This window comes from Pedobacter sp. 01N416, from assembly GCF_056399685.1.
Genome location: NZ_JBFTRT010000559.1, coordinates 1 through 3,319 on the forward strand (window position 1 = coordinate 1; position 3,319 = coordinate 3,319).

Below are 3,319 nucleotides of genomic sequence, written 5' to 3' on the forward strand. Positions count from 1 at the left end.
GATCTGTGCAACATTGTAATCACTTTTCTCCAGTAATTCTACTGCCCTTTCCAGTTTTACAGATCTAATGTATTCGATTGGTGTCAGGCCGGTAATTTCGAGCAGTTTGTGGTAAAGAGAACCTCTGCTCATGCCCACATGCCTGCTTAGTTCCTCTACTGAGAGTTCTGGATTGTTAAGTTTTTCATCAATATACTGGACGATTTTATTCAACAACTTAACTTCGCTAGACTCAATTTCAATTTCTTTAGCCTGTACCTGCACCTGTTTAGAATACGCATTTTTTACCGAGCGATTAAACAACAATAGGTTGTCTATTTTTGCATGAAGAATATCAAAATTAAAAGGCTTGGTAAGGTAGTCGTTGGCACCGGATTTCAGGCCTTTAATCTGGTCCTCTTCTCCACTGATTGCGGTCAACAGGATAACTGGGATATGACTTGTTCTTTTGTCTGCCTTTATTTTCTGGCTTAGCTCAATGCCATTCATTTCTGGCATGCTGATATCGGTAACAACTAATTGCGGGTGTCCGGAAAGTGTTTTCTGCCAACCTTCTTTACCATTTGACGCCTCTATAATATGATAAAATGGCTGCAGACTATCTTTTAAGTAAAATCTGAATTCCTCATTGTCTTCAACCAAAAGGATTGTGGGCATCTTGACCTCGTTAGTTGCTGGCTCAGTAACGGATTCATCCAGTTCTTCGTTCGTAAAACTATAGGCTGTATCATCAACCTCTTGATCATTTTCTTCATCCATTATCTCAACTGGAATCGAAACCAAAAATGCTGTTCCCTTTCCAAGTTCACTTTCTACGGTAATCTGCCCACCGTGCAGTTCTACAAACTCTTTTACAATCGACAACCCGATTCCACTGCCTTGATTTAAGATAGAACTCACATTGTTATCCATAAAAAAACGATCGAACACCCTGTCTTTACTTTGATGTGCAATGCCTATCCCGGTATCTGAAACCTCAATACAAAATACAGGCTTAGTCTGATCGGCAGCGGCTCTTATGAACATATTAAGAGATACTTCCCCACCTTCTTTTGTAAATTTAAATGCATTAGAAAGCAGGTTAAATACAATTCTTTCCATTTTATCCTGATCAAAATGCGTTCTCAGGTTTTTAATATCGCTGTTAATACGAAGAGAAATTTTCTTGCGCTCGGAAAGATCCTGGAATGCTTCTGCAGCTTCACTGATAAAAGTAATGAGATCGGCCTCGTTCAGGTTCAACTTTAGTTCCTGTTCTTCCATTTTTCTAAAATCGAGCAGTTGGTTGACCAGATTTAACAGCCTCCGTGCATTTCTACGGATCATCTTTACCTGACCGGCTACAGCAGATTCCTGTTTAACGGCAAGCAACTTATCAACGGGTGCCAAAATCAATGAAATCGGTGTTCTAAACTCGTGGCTTAAATTGGTGAGGAATTTGATCTTTTGTATATCCAATGCATGGGCACGTTCTGCGTCCTTTCGCTGCTGTAGGATCCTTTGTTCAGCATTGATCTGGGCTTGTTCAATGGCAAGCTGCTGTTTGATGCGCTGAATTCCCCGTCGCCTAATGGCAAACAGGATTGTACCAATTAAGACTGCATAAAAAATATAAGCATAAATAGTTCTCCAGAAGGGCGGTTGTATATGAACAGAAATTGAAGTGATTTTATCACTCCAAACGCCGTCGTTATTACTTGCTCTTACCTGAAAAATGTAATCTCCGGGATCCAAGTTCGTATAATATGCTGTTTTCTCCTTACCAACTTCATTCCAACCCTCATCTAAACCAACAAGGCGATAGGAATAGTGGTTTTGTTGCGGCGCTGTATAATTTAACGCTACATAACTAATTGAGAAATTTTGCCCATAGCTCAGTTTAATTTTTTTCGCGAAGCCAATTTGCTCTTGAATAGGTGATTTTTCACCAGGAAGTACAACAGTATTGGCGACCTTTAGTTCGGTAAGCAACACATTTGGAACCACATTATTGGAGGGCAATTCAAGCGGATTAAAATAGTTGAAACCGTCTTGCCCGCCAAAATAAAGCTCGCCATCTGAAGTGCTGATTCCCGAACCCAATATAAAAGGACTGTCTTGCACCCCATTGGGACGCCCAAAGTTTTTTATTTTTTTTGTTTCTGGATCAAGACAACTGATGCCATTATCGGTACTGAACCAAATCAGACCGTCTCTGCCTTCCAATATTTTGTAAACAATAGCATTTGGCAATCCGTTTGTTTCGTTAAAATTGGTAAATTTTCCGGTACGGCGATTGAAAAGATCGAGCCCGGCACCATCAGTTCCGGCCCAAATATTCCCTCTACTATCACATAACAAACTCAATACCACATCATTAGAAAGCCCACTATTTGCTTTTCGGTACACTTTAAATTCACCGTTGTTGCGTTGAAATACGGCTATTCCCGTTCCGCTGGATGATATCCACATATTTCCATAAGGATCTTCAACAATTGCACGTATAAAACCATTGCTAGGGAGCACCATAGGTGGCGAGGATTGAGTGCCGTACCGGGTAAATGAATTCGTCTTATAATCAAATACATTCACTCCAGTTCCGTTTGTACCAATCCATATCAAACCCTTGCTATCTTCTTTGATAGCGAAAATTTCGTTTTGGCTAAGATCAGTTGCCGATGGTCCGGCCAGGAATTGTTTGTAAGTTTTGGTTTTGGGATTATAGGCAAACAAACCATGCTGATACGTTCCCACCCAAAGCACACCCCTGGAATCGAGCATTAGCGTAAGGATGGCCAATGGATTTCGGGAAAAATCAATTTTGCTTTTCATGTCGATATGCTCGAACACACCTTTGTCCCGATCGAAAAAATGTAGTCCTCCGCCATCCGTGCCCACAAAGATTTTTTGTTTTGAGAATTCGGCAAAAGAAGTGACAATGGGCGAGGAAAGTCCTTTTGGATCAAATGGGCTGCTACGCTTTAGGTTAAACAGTGCTAAATTTGGATCGAACTTATTAACGCCGCCCTGGTAGGTACCTAGCCAAATAATGCCATTATTAGCCATACAAATGCTTCTAACCGACTTATTGCTAAGGCCAAAGGTTTCACGTTTGTTGGGACGAATGTTTGAGAAAACCTCGGTGGCGGTATCGAAAATAGTTACCCCATCTTCGGTTCCTAACCACAATTTGCCTCCTTTTTCCAATCTGGCAGAATAAATAATGTCGTTTGAAAACAACTTATCACCCGATTGCAAAAAGGATTTGAAATGCTTTTCATCATCCAACAACATATTGAGACCATTGTAGGTACCAAAAAATATCCGCCCCTTTTCATCC

General features: G+C 40.7%; 1 protein-coding gene. It reads right to left on the minus strand.

Going from position 1 to position 3,319, the window contains the following annotated elements; translation table 11 throughout:
* Window positions 1-3,319: hybrid sensor histidine kinase/response regulator transcription factor (locus AC1DND_RS23555; protein ID WP_477585020.1), on the minus strand; the 3,319-nt coding region annotated here is incomplete at both ends.